The sequence below is a fragment of the Azospirillum lipoferum 4B genome (assembly GCF_000283655.1).
GTDB lineage: Bacteria > Pseudomonadota > Alphaproteobacteria > Azospirillales > Azospirillaceae > Azospirillum > Azospirillum lipoferum_C.
In genome coordinates this window covers 1611325-1625544 of sequence record NC_016622.1, presented here as the reverse complement: position 1 = coordinate 1625544, position 14220 = coordinate 1611325, and the positions used below count along the sequence as shown (strand labels likewise).

Here is a 14220-nt window from a genome sequence, read left to right as displayed (position 1 = left end):
CACAGGCGCTCGGCAGAGCGGTCGAGGTGGGTTTCGGCTGGCCGGTTCAATCCACCACGATTTTGGCCTCCGTAAGGCCGGCCTGTATGATCTGGTTGAGCAGGGTGTCGGCACGATCGACGCTGTCCAGCGGCCCGACCCTGACGCGATGCAGGGACATGCCGCCCGACCGCGTCAGGCTGACGCTGGCACGCTGGCCCATGGCGGACAGCCGGGCGCGGGCCTTCGCCACATTCTCTTCGCTGCCGAAGGCGCCGACCTGCACATAGATCGCCTCCTGCGGCTTCACCGGCAACTGCGCCACCACCGGCGCCGGCACGAAGCGGCCTTCCGACATGCTGCCGGCGACGGTGGCGGGCGGCGGCACCGGGGCGCCGACCACCGCCGGGCGCGGCGCGCCTGCCGAGGCCGAAACCGTCGTCACCGGACCCGACGGTCCGCTCACCTCGATCCGGCCGCGCGGGGCGGCCTTCGGCGGCGGGCCGTCGATTTCCGCCAGCAGCGGCGCCGGGGTTCCCTGGCGCGCGGCGGCGGCGATGGCGCGGCTTTCCTCCGCCAGGATCTGCACGCGGACCTTCGCCGTGCCGGGACCGTCGAAGCCCAGCAACTGGGCGCCGCGGCGCGACATGTCGATGATGCGGCCATTGGCGAAGGGGCCGCGGTCGTTCACCCGAACCACGATTGACCGGCCGTTGTCCAGGTTGGTGACGCGCACCAGGCTCGGCATCGGCAGGGTCCTGTGCGCGGCGGTCAGTTCGTTCTGGTCGTAGATCTCGCCGTTGGCGGTATTCTTCTCATGGAAGCCGGGCCCGTACCAGGACGCGATGCCCGTCTCGTCATAGCTGTAGTCTTCCTTGGGATAATACCAGACGCCATTGATCTGATAAGGCTTTCCCACCTTGTAGATGCCGCTGGTCGGCAGGCCCGAGCCGGTGCCGGCCGGCTTCTGCGCACAGGCGGCGAGCGTTGCCACGCCGACCAGCACGACGATCCTGCCCACCCCGCGCCAGCGACGCATCCGCCAAACCCCTCGATCTCCCGGTCGCCTCGAACCGCCAAGGCGGCGGCACTCTAGCCGAGTGGCACGGCCGCGCCAATGGCTGGAAATGCCGGGAAACACGATGACACAGGTGAGAATTGATCCTGGATGTCAGGGCGCCGGGAACAGCGCATCGGTGCGGCCCATCATCCAATAGGCGGTCAGGCCGATCCATTCCCGCACCGCATCGTCGAGGATCACCAGATTCTGGGCGAACTCGATGCGCAGAAAGGGCTTGGCACCGGTCCGGGTGCGGTAATCGACGGGGTAGGGGATCACCTCCCAGCCGATTGCGCGGAAGATGCCGACCGACCGCGGCATGTGCATGGCGGAGGTGACGAGCACCCAACGCTCGCCCGGTGCCGGCTTCACCAGCTCCTTGCTGAACACGGCGTTTTCCCAGGTGTTGCGGGATTGCGCCTCGTAGATCACGCGGTCGTCGGGGATACCGGCCTGCGCCAGGGCTGCGCGGGCGGTCACGTCCTCCTTGTATTCCTGCCCCAGCAGCCGGCCCGACCCGCCGGTGAAGACGGCCCTGGCTTCGGGATGGCGGCGGACGAGATCGGCGAAGCCCAGGATCCGCTCAGCCGCGTCGTTGAGGGAGGGATCGCCGCGGTCGGCGGTAATCGGCGGGTTGAGCGCGCCGCCCAGCATGATGATGCCGTCGATGCGCCCCTCCGGCTCGGCCTTCGGGAAGCGGTTCTCCAGCGGCAGCGCCACCAGCGCGCCCAGCCCGGTGTAAGTGACCAGCAGCAGCAGGAGCGCCGCCAGCGTGACCATCCGCATGCCCGCCCGCTGCCAGCGCCGCGTCCGCAGCAGCAGCGCGCCCAGAGCCACCGTCAGAACCAGCGCGTTGCCCGGCGCCACCACGGCCCAAAGCAGCTTCGACAGGATGAAGGACAGCACCGGACGGTCCATGGCCGTGGAGGGGAGGCCAGCATAAGCGCGGCGGTCGCCCGCGGGCAACGGGAACCCCCGCCGCCGCCAGGGGCAATCGCATTTGGAGTTTGTTCGCACGCAAAGCCCCTCTCCCCTCGCGGGAGAGGGGTTGGGGTGAGCGACTGTCTGGCCTGTCAAGCCTCCACAGTGAGTCCAGCACGAACCTCGCGGGCTTTGGCATTGAGCCTGACGAGCAGCTTTCTGGCGAGGGCGACGCGGATTGCCTTTTTAGGCTTTCCAGCGTCGCTCAACTTTTTGTGGAAGGCAGCGAAGTCGGGGTCATGTCTTCGGACGACCTCGGCGACGACGAAGAGGATGGAGCGGACGCTATCACGCCCGCCGCGTACCCGTCGCTTTCCTGTTGCCTTTCCGCTGTCGCGCGCCAGCGGGGCGACCCCGACGAGCTTGGCGACGGCTTTGCCGGTCAAGGTACCGATCTCGGGCAGATCGGCCATGAGCCGGGCGACGGTGCGGTCGGCGACGCCCTTGATGGTTCGGAACGCCTCGTCCAGCCGCTGCCAGAGCGGGTCCTTTCCGATCATGGCAGCGACCTCGGTCTCGAAGGCCCGGATTTGGCGGTTGAGCAGCGAGACGAGCTCGTCGATCGAGCCCAGCACGGTAGGCTCGGTCACCAAGCGGCGCTGGTTAGTCTGCACCGTGCGCGTCTGGGTGAGCTGGCGCAGGCGGGTTACCAGCGCTTGCAGGCGTTGCTGGCTCTGGCTGGCCGGCGGTTGGGGCGTGATGCGCTTGACCTCGGCAAAGCGGGCGATCAGGCCGGCGTCGATCCGGTCGGTCTTCTCCAGGAAGCCCATCGCTTCGGCGAACTGCCGCACCGAGCGAGGGTTGAGCACCGCCACCGGCAAGCCATGGCCCCACAGCAGGCCGAAAGGCAGCCGTTCGTATCCGCCGGTGGCCTCCATCGCCACCAGGGTGACATCATTGTCGCGGCAGAAGGCGGCCAATGCCGCGATCCCCTCCGACGTACGGTCGAACCGCTTCATCGGCCCGCTGTCGCCGATCCGGGCATCCAGCGTCTCGGACGAAACATCCACTCCACAGATGAGGTGTGCCACGGTAACCTGCCTTGCGCGTGCGATGGACGATCTGGCGACTGTTCGGTCGTGCGTGACAAAGGCAGCGGTCCCATGGCTCACCCACGGTTGTGGCCTGAGGGGCATCGGGCGCCGTCCGCCTCGCGCCGGGTCCGGTGGCCACCGGACCCGGCGCTATCCAAGTTCCATCACGAAACTGGGACCCATTCCAGATACAAGGGGCGGAACCTTGATTTCCACCGGCTTTCAGCCGGTCGCACCCTTCATCCCAACCCGCGGGTCGGCAAAACGCCGTTGGCGTTTGGCCGATCCCGCCCCGCAAGGGGAGAAGGGCTACTCGCTACCAAAAGCTGCTGTTCTTTCGCAAATGCGAGATCTGTGCATCCCATAGCGCCGCCGCGGGCGCGCGGATGGCGACCGCGGGCGGGTCGAAGACGCACTTGCCTAGGAATCCCGTCGGCGCTTGGCGGCTTCGGTCGCTGTGTGGAGGTTTTCCACGGAAGCCCTTGCGTAGAACAGGTTTTGCAGGATTGCGGAGTTCGGGAAAGCCCGTCTATTCGCGTCAACCGCATGTCTTGCCCGCACCTCCGCCTGTTGGCACCAGAGGCGCATTTCCTCGGCCCGCGATTGCCTGACTTCGGCGTCCTCGCGAAGAGCCGCACTCCGTGCGGAGGCGTGGGCGGAGAAATACCTGACGGAGTCCTTCACACGCACCGCACATGCACCGATTTCCGCCGTCTTCTCGATAATCTTGTGGCTCCAGAGGAGGAGCTCTTCGCAAGAGTAGTCGGTGCGCTTCATTGCCTGGGACATGTGCCCCTCCACTGACCAAAGCGGGAGCACATGGACTCTCTCAGCCGCCCGCCGCTCGATCTTCGCGGGCGATCAAGTTCATCTGGTATTGGCAGATCAGGTTACAAGGCAGGTTCTCCGGGTTGGGCGTGCAGGATGGCGTCTTAAGGCAGGCACGGCGACTTTCGGTCTCCCCGTACGGGATGCCCGGACACCGTCATGCCGCCGCCATCACCGCCAGCCTGGGCTCCACCATCCGCAGCCCATGCGCCCGGTACTGCGCCTGGACGATGGACGCCCAGCCCATGCGGATCAGCGTCAGCTTCACCGCGTCCGACACGTCGTCGCCGGTGACGAGGTCGGTGACCTGCCACATCAGCGTGTCGTCCACCGACCGCGGATGCATCGCCGCCACCCTCAGCAGCCGCGCCATCAGCGCCGCCGTCGATTGACGGCCCAGGCCCCGTTCGGCCAGCGTCAGCGCATCGTTCAGTGCCGCCAGCTCCCGCCGCCCCTTCGCCGGGGACTCGCCCGCCGCGCGATCCATGCTCTTCCCGCCGGCCATGATCCGTCTCCCGCATTGCGATCCTTGCGGGACAGTCTGTCCCCGCAATCCGGGTGGCGCTGTGACGGCCGTCACTCCCCCATGCCGGTGCTGTGGCATGCACAGATCCTGGAGCGACATTAAGCCCCTGGAACCAAAGGAACTTTGCGTCATCCCCGCGAAGGCGGGGATCCAGGAAACTCCGCATTCAAGCGCCTTGAACGGATGGATTCCCGCCTTCGCGGGAATGACGGCCGAAGAAGTACCGTGATCGCAGTGCCTTGATGGCCCGTGAGATCTGTGAATCCCGCAGCATGCCGGTGGGGCTGGTTTTCCAGTGCGGGCGTGCTACCTGAAGGCTTTACCGCTATAGTGCGAATGCCGCGGCCAGTCCGGATCGCCCGAAAGCCGCCAGAATGCCGAGGTTTTCCCCGACCGATGCTGTCCGCCCGCTCCAAGACGCCGACTCCGCCTGAAACCCCTGCGTCGGCCATCCCCAACAAGCGCGCCATCATCTCCCGCCGCAAGCTGTCGGGGGAGCTTGAGGATCTGGTCGCCGAACACGGCACCGGCGACAAGCTGCGCCCGGCGTTGATCGCCTGCCTGCGCAAGACGCTGGCCGAAGGGCGGGCGGAGGTGCGGCGCCGCTTTGACGATGGCGGATCGGGCGAACAGTGCGTGCGGGAGAACTGCTATCTCGCCGACCGGGTGGTGGGCACGCTTGCCGATTTCACCGTCCGCTTCATCTTCCCCACCGCCAACCCGACCTCCGGCGAGGTGTTCGACGTGGCGGCCACCGGCGGCTATGGCCGTGGCGAGCTGGCGCCCTTCTCCGACATCGACCTGCTGTTCCTGCTGCCCTACAAGCGCACGCCACGGGTGGAGCAGGTGGTCGAATACATGCTCTATATCCTGTGGGATCTGGGGCTGAAGGTCGGCCATGCCGTGCGCAGCGTGGACGATTGCATCCGCCAGTCCAAGGCCGACGTCACCATCCGCACCGCCATTCTCGAATCGCGCTATCTCTGGGGTCCGGGGAAGCTGTTCGCCGAGCTGCGCAAGCGCTACGACAAGGAGGTCGTCGCCGGCTCCGGCCCCGAATTCGTCGAGGCCAAGCTGGCGGAGCGCGACAACCGGCACCTGAAGATGGGCGACAGCCGCTATGTGCTGGAACCCAACCTGAAGGACGGCAAGGGTGGCTTGCGCGACCTGCAGACCCTGTTCTGGATCGCCAAGTATCTCTACCGCGTCGAGGGCGTCGATGAGCTGGTCGGCAAGAAGGTGCTGACGCCGGAGGAGGCGCAGCGCTTCGCCAAGGCGCAGAACTTCCTGTGGACCGCGCGCTGCCACCTGCATTACCTGACCGGCCGGCTGGAAGACCGCCTGACCTTCGACGTCCAGACCAGCATCGGCGCCGCCATGGGCTATACCGACCATGCCGGCACCAAGGGCGTCGAGCGCTTCATGAAGCATTACTTCCTGGTCGCCAAGGATGTCGGCGACCTGACGCGCATCTTCTGCGCGGCGCTGGAGGCCGAATCGAAGCGTCCGCCCAAGTTCAACCTGCTGCGGCTGGCCTCGGTCGCCCGGCGCAAGGACGTGGACGGCTTCATCGTCGACGGCGAGCGGCTGAACGCCCGCAGCGACAAGCAGTTCAAGGAACAGCCGATCGACATGATCCGCCTGTTTCACACCGCCCAGATCCACGACATCGACATCCACCCGGCGGCGCTGCGCTCCATCACCCGCTCTCTGTCCGCCATCGGGCCGAAGCTGCGCAACGATCCGGAGGCCAACCGGCTGTTCCTCGACATCCTGACCGGGCCGAAGGATCCGGAGATCACGCTGCGCCGCATGAACGAGGCCGGGGTGATGGCCCGCTTCATCCCCGACTTCGGCCGGGTCGTCGCGCAGATGCAATATGACATGTACCATGTCTACACGGTGGACGAGCACACGCTGTTCGCCCTCGGCATCCTGCACAAGATCGCCGCACGCGAGCATGCCGACGAGCTGCCGCTGTCCACCGAGGTGATCCACAAGGTGGTGTCGAAGCGGGCGCTCTATGTCGCCGTGCTTCTGCACGACATCGCCAAGGGCCGCGGCGGCGACCATTCGGTGCTGGGCGCCCGCGTGGCGGAGAAGCTCTGCCCACGCCTTGGCCTGACGGCGGAGGAGACGGAGACGGTGGCGTGGCTGGTGCGCTGGCACCTGGCCATGTCGCACACCGCCTTCAAGCGCGATCTGGAGGACGACAAGACCGTCCGCGACTTCGTGGCGCTGGTCCAGTCGCCGGAACGCCTGCGCCTGCTGCTGGTGCTGACGGTGGCGGACATCCGCGCGGTGGGTCCGCAACGCTGGAACAACTGGAAGGCCACGCTGCTCCGCGAGCTCTACAACCGTTCCGAAGAGATGATGTCCGGCGGCATGACGGTGGAGGGCAGGGGGCGGCGCATCCAGTCGGCCCAGTCCGCCCTGCGTGCCGAGCTGACCGACTTCGACGACGCCGCCTTCGAGCATCACAAGGGCCTTGGCTACCCCGCCTACTGGCTGGCCTTCGACGCCGAAACGCTGGCCCATCAGGCCCGCATCGTCCGCGATGCGGAGCGGGAGCAGCGTCCGCTGACGGTGCAGACCCGCGTCGACCGCGGCCGCGCGGTGACGGAGGTGACGATCTACGCCACCGACCACAGCGGTCTGTTCTCTCGCCTTGCCGGGGCGCTGGCCGCCTGTGGCGCCGACATCGTCGATGCCCGCATCTTCACCATGACCAACGGCATGGCGCTCGACGTCTTCTCGGTGCAGGACGCCGCCGGTGGCGGTGCGTTCGAGAGCGGCGACAAGCTGGCCAAGCTGTCGGTGATGATCGAGAAGGTGCTGTCGGGCCAATTGAAGCCGCTGAACGACCTGTCGACCCGCCGCACCACCCAGGCCAGCCGCACCCGCGTCTTCCATGTGCCGCCGCGCGTGCTGATCGACAACAACGCCTCCACCACCCACACGGTGATCGAGGTGAACGGCCGCGACCGTCCCGGCCTGCTCTACGACCTGACCCGCGCGCTGTCGAACCTGACCCTGCAGATCAGCTCGGCCAAGGTCTCCACCTTTGGCGAGAAGGCCATCGACGTCTTCTATGTGAAGGACGTCTTCGGTCTGAAGGTGACGCATGAGGGCAAACTGGCGAAGATCAAGGAACGCCTGCTGAGCGCGCTCGACGACCCCAGCGGCGACGCCCCGCCGCCGGCCACGGTGAAGCGGACGCGGACGAAGGTGACCGGGGGCGAGGGCGAGGGCGGGCGCTGATCCCGAAATCCGGTCGGCCGGCACCGGTGACGGATGTCACCGCTCCTTCGGCTCTACGGCACTCCTGGCGTCATGCATTCGGAAGGATGCATGGCGCCGGATCGGATCGCGCAAAATCGGAATCGATTTGGAGCGTCTATCCTATCGCTGAACAAAAGCCTACAGCGTCGTGCGTTTGATATAAAACGCACGACGCTGTAGGGGCAACGAGCCGTGGATCGCCTTCCGTTGCTATGGCGCGGTTACGGTTCGCCCATCACCTTCATCGCCCCAGTTCGCGATGTACTCCTTTAGTTGTTCCTCAGAGAAACCTTCTTTGGAGAAGGTGATAAGGCCGTTTCCGCAATTGCGGGTTTCTGTTTTGAAGTCGTCATAGGATAGTATCGAGTGAGTTGATATGGTGTCTCCACCAAATAAATTGTTAATATTATCGACTATATCGAATGATGGAGCTTCTGTAATTTTTCCATTGTTGGCTCGGCATATCGTGGTTATCTTGTATTTTTTCTTCCCCGCTATATAGCTCCAATATTCTTCTACCTTTGCCAACTTCATATCGATTTTCTGGAAATTCTCCATGCCGGTATAGGATGGATAAGGTTCCGTCATGTTGGTAAAGACGAATTTTGTATAATAACTTGATAGGCACGACAGGGCAAATTCCTTCGCAATTTTTCTCCTTAGGACATTTGCGGCGTAATCGCTTAATATTCTTGGAAAAATAAACTCCCGATTGTCTTGCGAAATGAACTCCAGCTTACCCCAATCTGCGACCATTTCTTTTGCCACAGATTCAATTTTTGCGTTTCTCTCATTGTAATAATTGATGAATTTTTTATTCATGTTTACATAATTTGAAGTTACGACCCCATCCGTGGATACGGTTGGCTTTGGGTTTGAATAATCGATGACCGCCGATGCGATTTCGAGTGCGGTCCCGAAATTTTCGACTGCCTTTTCCGGGTTTATCAGGGATTGTTCGGATTGCGTCTCCTGATTGTTTTCAACCAGAATGATCGATATCACCCGCAAAGCCAATTGAGCGGCTTCGATGTATTTTTCTATATCGATCTGCACGTCGACATCGTCGGGAATCGGCGATAGTTTTGCCAAGGATGTCAATGCACTTTCGGCATTGATCGCATAATTATCCATGAAATCATATAGACGGCTGCTGCAGTTGTATACCAACGTAACGGCATTCAGCTCAACAAGGAGCTGCCCTTTTACAATTTCAAAAGATTTTTTCACATCATCATTATTCCATTCCTTTTTTGGAATCAGATTCGATAGAGAGGAAAATATGTTCCCAATAGAGTTTAAGCTGTTTTTATAGATATTTCTAAACTCAGTCAGATTATCTACATTTTTCTGGATGACGCGCCCATGGGATTGGCTTTTTAGTTCATCCAATATATATGTAATTGCTTCCTTATCCGCTGCCGTCTCAAATTGTGGAAATTTTTTATAAACCCCATTCAGGATCGTATCCGTGTAGAGATTATAATAACCGCCATTCTCGATCATGAAGACGGTGTCTTTGAAGATGGGGGATGAAAAGGTTCCAGTCGAGCTCTTTGTGCTCACATTCTGTTTGCCGTTGGGGTACGCCCCCCAAAAAGGCCAATAGCCGCGCAGATATTCGGCATCAACTGCCACGGGCTCGCGAGTGTATGGCAGAAAATTCCTGTCACCATTCCATATTCTGACTTCAGAAATATCTCCAATCCAGCTTTGATAATCTATGCCTTGTACTGAAAACATGCCATTTCCTAAAACAAGACGACCAGTTTCTGGATTGTCTTGAAAAATATGTGTTTCTGATGCTCCCCCAACCAGATTTCCATCTATATAAACATCAAGTCCTTGGGTTTTCTGGACAAATTCTTTTTTTATAGTTGTAATTTTTAGTGAAATTTGATGCCATTTACCATCCATAAGAAATTTTATTCTTTTATTTCTATCAGGAACTGTGTATTTATGAGAATTGTAAGCAACATTTACAAATGACATCGGCCTGTCATCACCAAGGATCTTTGGGCCGACGGAGATTGAAAGTTGATTGGTTATATTACCTTCCTCATTGCTGACAAACCAGCCGATGAGGGGCATTCTCGCATTCACATTTGTTCTGAAATAACATTCGATTGTCACGTTTTCTTCAAGCTTTACAGGTCCGAGGTCGACCCAACGACCAAAGAAGTTGCTATCTGGATTGTCTTCATCGTTAGGGAAGTTAACAAAGCCGACCATCTCCAACCCTCCTTAGTTGCTAATAATAATGCATCTCTATTTGAGAGGTGCTTCTGCCTCGATAAATGATCATAAGTATATTTCATTTTGTAAATAACATTTTATACGCGAAATGATTCACAAACATATCACAATGAGTGTAAATCAGTTGCAATTTTTTGTGTGCGTTGCGCCTTCGAGAGCGGCGACAAGCTGGCCAAGCTGTCGGTGATGATCGAGAAGGTGCTGTCGGGCCAATTGAAGCCGCTGAACGACCTGTCGACCCGCCGCACCACCCAGGCCAGCCGCACCCGCGTCTTCCATGTGCCGCCGCGCGTGCTGATCGACAACAACGCCTCCACCACCCATACGGTGATCGAGGTGAGCGGCCGCGACCGTCCCGGCCTGCTCTACGACCTGACCCGCGCGCTGTCGAACCTGACCCTGCAGATCAGTTCGGCCAAGGTCTCCACCTTCGGCGAGAAGGCCATCGACGTCTTCTATGTGAAGGATGTCTTCGGCCTGAAGGTGACGCATGAAGGCAAGCTGGCGAAGATCAAGGAACGCCTGCTGAGCGCCCTCGACGACCCCACCGGCGACGCCCCGCCGCCGGCCACGGTCAAGCGCACCAGAACCAAGCTCGCCGGCACTTGAGGGATCGGCGCCGCGGTCCGGGCCGCTCTGCGTGCCCGGCAACCGCGGCCTCAGATCAACAGGAAGGCGCGCCCACATCGTTGGGCTGTGCGGAGTTCTCCAACTCCCTGCGAGTCCGGTATTGGAAAGCCGTGCGCCGGTGTCCTGTCATCTCCAACGATCGACAAGTTTTTCAATCATTTGGAGAGAATTGATTCAACTCGTCACCATCAGGGAATGGAATGCGGGTTTCTCTGTTTTAAAATTGTAATTTTGTGGCGAATAAACACCTTTAACGCGCCAGTGCTTGATCGATCATTCGACATGGTCGATCATTCTTTGGCATGCGCCTCCTTTAAATTGCCCTTTGCCTGCCATGACGCCAGTGCGGCGGGGTGATGCAAGGTGACGCAACCAAATCAATGGAGGTCTGGCCATGGCGAATATCAGTGTCGTCAATCTGACGAGTGGAAAAATGAATCTCAAGTCAATGATAATCAACGGAACCAGCATATCGGTCGGGCAATACCAAATTGCCCGGTTGCAGACGGTCGAGTTTGATTACAGAGACAAGGATTGGCAGAGTTTCAGCGATTTCATCATGGAAGTCGAGACGAATGGCCAAACATACAAGGTTGATCTGAACAAGGATCACTATTTCGGCGGAGGTCAGTACCGCTATCCTGGCTCCGGTTCGAAAGTGCGCTATATCCTCAGCGGGCTGAGTGATGACAAGAAAGCGATCCAGATCAACTACGCCTATAACTCACCTGATTTGGACCGATACAAATATTCAAGCGACTTGAAGTATCTCAAGACTGCATGATTGATTCAAATCGCTCAGTCATGGTTTCCAGAAATTCCAATTGAAAAGGAAGAGTCCAAAATGGGAAGCATCGCATTCACCAATGTGGCCTGCTCTAGCCTTGAGATCAATTATCTGAAGATCAACGATACCGTTATTTTCAATTCCCCTCAGGACAGCAAAATGAAAAAGCCGGCCAAGATCAATGACAAAAGCACATATGTCATGGATTATGATGGCGCTAAGTGGGGTGATTTCAATAGAATGTGGTTGACCATAACGGTTGGGAAAGACAAATATTCCATCGATCTAAACAAAGACCACTATTTTTATGGCGGAGATTACCACTATCCCGGAGAAGGGGCGACGATCAATTACTTCTTCTCCGGCTTCAGTGAGGATGGCAAAAAGATTCAGTTCAATGAATGCTATTTGAAGCAGGGCGATACCAGTATGACCTATTGCAATGACCTGAAATATCTCGATCTGGCAACCTGAGCTTAAGCCTGCGGTAGCGGCGGATCGCACCGCGACTGCGGTTCCGCAGGACAGCGGAAAGCCCAGTGCGTCGGGCTTTCCGCCGGTTCCCTTTTGCCCATCAGGGCGCCATGAACACGCTGATGTGCTTGCCGACCTCGCCGCTGGTCTGGTCCTTGGCGATCACCGACACATCCGTCGACCCCGACTTCACCGCCGCGGCCGGCACCTTCACGAAGACGCGGTAGGTCGCCACCGAGTCGGCCTCCGCCCGCAGGGTCAGGCTGGTGCCGCTGCCGGCCTCGTCATTGCCAGCCACCGACAGATGCGCGCCGGTCAGTCCCTCGACCGTCACCGCATAGCTGCGGGCGATGTGCGTCTTGTTCAGCAGCTTGATGGTGTAGGCGTTCTGCACCGACCCGTCCGACAGCGTCACGAACAGCGGCGCCCGGTCGCGCAGCACGCTGACGTCCAGCGTCGGGCGCAGCAGCAGGGCGATGCCCATGGCGCAGGCCACGACCAGCATGATCAGCGAATAGATGACGGTGCGGGCGCGCACCAGCTTCACCCGTTCCGGCTTGCCGTCGATCTTGGCGATCTGGTTCGACTGGGTGTCGAAGCGCACGAGGTCGATGGGCCGGCCGATCTGCTTCATCACGTCGTTGCAGGCATCGACGCACAGGCCGCAGCCGATGCAGGAGATCTGCTGTCCCTCGCGGATGTCGGTGCCGGTGGGGCAGACATGGACGCACTGCTTGCAGTCGATGCAGTCGCCCAACCCCGCCGCCTTGCGCTCCTCCCAGCTCTGCGACTTGCGCAGCGGCGCGCGGCCCTCGCCGCGCCAGTCCTCATAGGTGACCAGGAAGGTGTCCTCGTCCACCATCGCCGACTGGAAGCTGCGCCACGGGCAGACATAGATGCAGATCTGCTCGCGCGCCCAGCCGGCGAAGAAATAGGTGGTGAAACTGAACAGCGCGATGAAGGTGGCGACGCCGCTGGTGATCTGCCCGTGCAGCAGCTCGTTCATCAGCGTCGGCGCGTCGTTGAAGTAGAAGACCCACGCCCCGCCGGTCAGCACCGAGATCGCCACCCACGCCGCATGCTTGGCCCCCTTGCGCGCCAGCTTGGCCCCTGTCATCGGCGCCTTGTCCAGCCGGATGCGGGCGGTGCGCGGCCCTTCGATCTTGCGCTCCACCCACATGAACAGGTCGGTCCACACCGTCTGCGGGCAGGCGTAGCCGCACCAGATGCGCCCGGCCAGCGTGGTGGCGAAGAAGATGCCGAAGGTGCCCAGGATCAGCAGGCCGGTCAGGTAATAGACCTCCTGCGGCCAGATCTCGATCCACAGGAAATAGGCGCGGCGCCCGACCATGTCGACCAGAACGGCCTGGTCCGGGATGCCCGGCCCGCGCTCCCAGCGAATCCACGGCGTGATGTAGTAGATCGCCAGCAGCACGATCAGGGCCGCCCATTTCAACTGGCGGAAACGCCCCTTGACGTCGGCGGCATAGACCTTCGGCCGGTTCACGAACCAGTGCCGGCCCGGCTCCTCATGCGGCTCGGTCGGGGCCGGTGCGCCCTGTTTGGCGGCCTGGGCGGGGCGACGGGTGAGGGTGGAGTCGTCTTGCGGAAGGGACATGGCGTGGTTCCTCGGCCGTCAGCGGCACGGGTGGCGTCAGCTTTGTCCCTTCTCCATAAGACTTCCGTCATGGAGCCGCATTGCGCGATATCAATCCGGCCCCGTTTCAGCCTCCCGGCCCGTGCATGCCGGCCCCCTCACACGCTCTGTCCGCGCAGCTCCGCCAGCCCGTCGTGATAGGCGCGGTCGAACAGGGACTCCAGCCGGGCGTCGGTGCCGCGCAGGCCGGCGACCACCGCATGCGCCCATTCGAAATATTCGACCTTGCGCGACAGCGGCCAGTCGGCGGGCGGGCTGTGCGCCATGGAGCGCAGGTTCGACACCTTGTCGGCCAGCTTCACCAGCTTCGCCCGCGTCGAGGCATGGGGCGCGGCGTCGATCTGGTGCTGCTTGCGCTCGGCCTTCGACATGCGCTTGTCGTCGGTGGTCTCGGCGACGACCTGCACCACCTCCGCCCCGAACAGCTGCTCGATCTCCTCATAGCTGGCGTCGGTGTCCTCCAGCGTGTCGTGCAGCAGCGCGGCGATCACCACGACCGGGTCCTTGCCGGCCGTCGCCTCCGCCACCAGCAGGGCCACTTCCGACAGGTGGTTGACATAGGGTTCGGCGCGCACGCCCTTGCGGCGCTGGTCGATGTGCTTGTGCGCGGCGAAATCCAGCGCCCGCGCGAAATCGAGGAGGGGGGCGTTCGGCAATGAAGCGTTCGGCAGGCTCATGGCGTTCTCTCGGCTGGGGCATTACTCTCCGCTTGGTAGGACCGTGCGA

11 protein-coding genes are annotated in these 14220 nt (G+C 61.0%); 4 read left to right on the top strand and 7 right to left on the bottom strand.

The window, feature by feature from the left end:
• Positions 1-46: 46 nt before the first annotated feature.
• The 4 genes from AZOLI_RS07495 to AZOLI_RS07475 all read right to left on the bottom strand — a co-directional run bounded on the left by AZOLI_RS07495 (position 47) and on the right by AZOLI_RS07475 (position 4387).
• On the bottom strand, positions 47-1018 hold the full coding sequence (locus AZOLI_RS07495) for a septal ring lytic transglycosylase RlpA family protein (RefSeq protein WP_014248002.1): 972 nt from the start codon (positions 1016-1018) through the stop codon (positions 47-49).
• 132 nt (positions 1019-1150) lie between these two features.
• A complete protein-coding gene (locus tag AZOLI_RS07490; RefSeq protein WP_162488013.1) occupies positions 1151-1945 on the bottom strand; it encodes a YdcF family protein in 795 nt (264 codons plus the stop codon).
• 167 nt (positions 1946-2112) lie between these two features.
• Positions 2113-3051 carry an IS110-like element ISAli8 family transposase gene (locus AZOLI_RS07485; RefSeq protein WP_014248000.1) on the bottom strand — a complete coding sequence of 313 codons (939 nt, stop codon included), beginning with the start codon at positions 3049-3051 and terminating at the stop codon, positions 2113-2115.
• Positions 3052-4039: 988 nt separating this feature from the next.
• Complete coding sequence (locus AZOLI_RS07475; RefSeq protein WP_014247998.1) at positions 4040-4387, bottom strand: hypothetical protein; 348 nt, start codon at positions 4385-4387, stop codon at positions 4040-4042.
• A gap of 417 nt (positions 4388-4804) precedes the next feature.
• On the opposite strand from AZOLI_RS07475, the gene AZOLI_RS07470 reads away from it, so the two are divergent.
• A complete protein-coding gene (locus AZOLI_RS07470; protein ID WP_014247997.1) occupies positions 4805-7669 on the top strand; it encodes a [protein-PII] uridylyltransferase in 2865 nt (954 codons plus the stop codon).
• Between the two features lie 231 nt (positions 7670-7900).
• On the opposite strand, the gene AZOLI_RS32345 is transcribed toward AZOLI_RS07470, so the two are convergent.
• Positions 7901-9922, bottom strand: a complete 2022-nt coding sequence (locus AZOLI_RS32345) for a LamG domain-containing protein (protein WP_162488012.1) — start codon at positions 9920-9922, stop codon at positions 7901-7903.
• 162 nt (positions 9923-10084) lie between these two features.
• Between AZOLI_RS32345 and AZOLI_RS07465 the strand changes: the two genes are divergently transcribed.
• The 3 genes from AZOLI_RS07465 to AZOLI_RS07455 all read left to right on the top strand — a co-directional run bounded on the left by AZOLI_RS07465 (position 10085) and on the right by AZOLI_RS07455 (position 11837).
• The gene (locus tag AZOLI_RS07465; RefSeq protein WP_044549832.1) at positions 10085-10555 is read left to right on the top strand and encodes an ACT domain-containing protein; all 471 of its coding nucleotides are present in this window, start codon (positions 10085-10087) and stop codon (positions 10553-10555) included.
• 415 nt (positions 10556-10970) lie between these two features.
• On the top strand, positions 10971-11360 hold the full coding sequence (locus tag AZOLI_RS07460) for a hypothetical protein (RefSeq protein ID WP_014247995.1): 390 nt from the start codon (positions 10971-10973) through the stop codon (positions 11358-11360).
• 60 nt (positions 11361-11420) lie between these two features.
• Positions 11421-11837 (top strand): hypothetical protein, encoded by a 417-nt coding sequence (locus AZOLI_RS07455; RefSeq protein WP_044549828.1) that lies wholly within the window; start codon positions 11421-11423, stop codon positions 11835-11837.
• A gap of 100 nt (positions 11838-11937) precedes the next feature.
• Here the strand turns inward: AZOLI_RS07455 and ccoG are convergent, their stop codons facing one another.
• Together ccoG and AZOLI_RS07445 are read right to left on the bottom strand one after the other, a co-directional pair.
• Positions 11938-13455 (bottom strand): cytochrome c oxidase accessory protein CcoG, encoded by a 1518-nt coding sequence (ccoG, locus tag AZOLI_RS07450; protein WP_014247994.1) that lies wholly within the window; start codon positions 13453-13455, stop codon positions 11938-11940.
• A gap of 137 nt (positions 13456-13592) precedes the next feature.
• On the bottom strand, positions 13593-14171 hold the full coding sequence (locus tag AZOLI_RS07445; protein ID WP_014247993.1) for an HD domain-containing protein: 579 nt from the start codon (positions 14169-14171) through the stop codon (positions 13593-13595).
• Positions 14172-14220: the final 49 nt, after the last annotated feature.

What these genes read in the sequence shown, in the direction of transcription:
- AZOLI_RS07470 (WP_014247997.1), top strand. Translation starts at nt 4,805, where the DNA reads ATGCTGTCCGCCCGCTCCAAGACGCCGACTCCGCCTGAAACCCCTGCG.
- ccoG (WP_014247994.1), bottom strand. Translation starts at nt 13,455, where the DNA reads ATGTCCCTTCCGCAAGACGACTCCACCCTCACCCGTCGCCCCGCCCAG.
- AZOLI_RS07475 (WP_014247998.1), bottom strand. Translation starts at nt 4,387, where the DNA reads ATGGCCGGCGGGAAGAGCATGGATCGCGCGGCGGGCGAGTCCCCGGCG.
- AZOLI_RS07495 (WP_014248002.1), bottom strand. Translation starts at nt 1,018, where the DNA reads ATGCGTCGCTGGCGCGGGGTGGGCAGGATCGTCGTGCTGGTCGGCGTG.
- AZOLI_RS07460 (WP_014247995.1), top strand. Translation starts at nt 10,971, where the DNA reads ATGGCGAATATCAGTGTCGTCAATCTGACGAGTGGAAAAATGAATCTC.
- AZOLI_RS32345 (WP_162488012.1), bottom strand. Translation starts at nt 9,922, where the DNA reads ATGGTCGGCTTTGTTAACTTCCCTAACGATGAAGACAATCCAGATAGC.
- AZOLI_RS07445 (WP_014247993.1), bottom strand. Translation starts at nt 14,171, where the DNA reads ATGAGCCTGCCGAACGCTTCATTGCCGAACGCCCCCCTCCTCGATTTC.
- AZOLI_RS07455 (WP_044549828.1), top strand. Translation starts at nt 11,421, where the DNA reads ATGGGAAGCATCGCATTCACCAATGTGGCCTGCTCTAGCCTTGAGATC.